1 protein-coding gene is annotated in these 560 nt (G+C 48.4%); it reads left to right on the forward strand.

The features are described 5' to 3' along the window. Positions 1-560: AMP-binding protein (locus R8N47_RS27390; protein ID WP_318186387.1), on the forward strand; the 560-nt coding region annotated here is incomplete at both ends.

A 560-nucleotide genomic window follows, 5' to 3' on the forward strand; every position in this document is an offset into this window, starting at 1 on the left:
TACTGGTTTATTTAGCTGCGCAACAGTTAGGCGCTATCACCGCGTTGACTATGCCTCAGCCAATCGAGGCGCTACAAGGTAAGCTCTGCACTCTGTACGGCGATCATAAAACGCGTTTTGTTTGGTTAACTCCGGAGTGTGAGTTCGCTTACTCTAGCGAAGAGAAAGCAGCATTAAATGCGATTTTTCTCACTTTGCCTACGGTAGATACCGTGGTTGAAAACACTGAGGATGACTATCAGCATGACAGGTTGGCTTCGATTGTGTTTACCTCAGGCTCAACGGGGGCACCGAAAGCGGTGGTTCATACGCATCGACAGCACCTTGCTTCGGCAGAGGGATTACTTTGTGAGTTCACCTTCCATCAACAAGACACTTGGTTGTTGTCGCTTCCACTTTATCATGTTTCCGGCCTTGCGATTGTCTATCGCTGGTTGTTTGTTGGCGCAACATTGAAAATCGGCACGGGAAGACTGGCAGACGATATCCTCGCGGTTTCACACGCCTCTTTAGTGGCGACTCAACTTAAACGCTTGCTAGATGATGATGTTGAACTGTCA

Source organism: Vibrio sp. 2132-1, assembly GCF_033344315.1.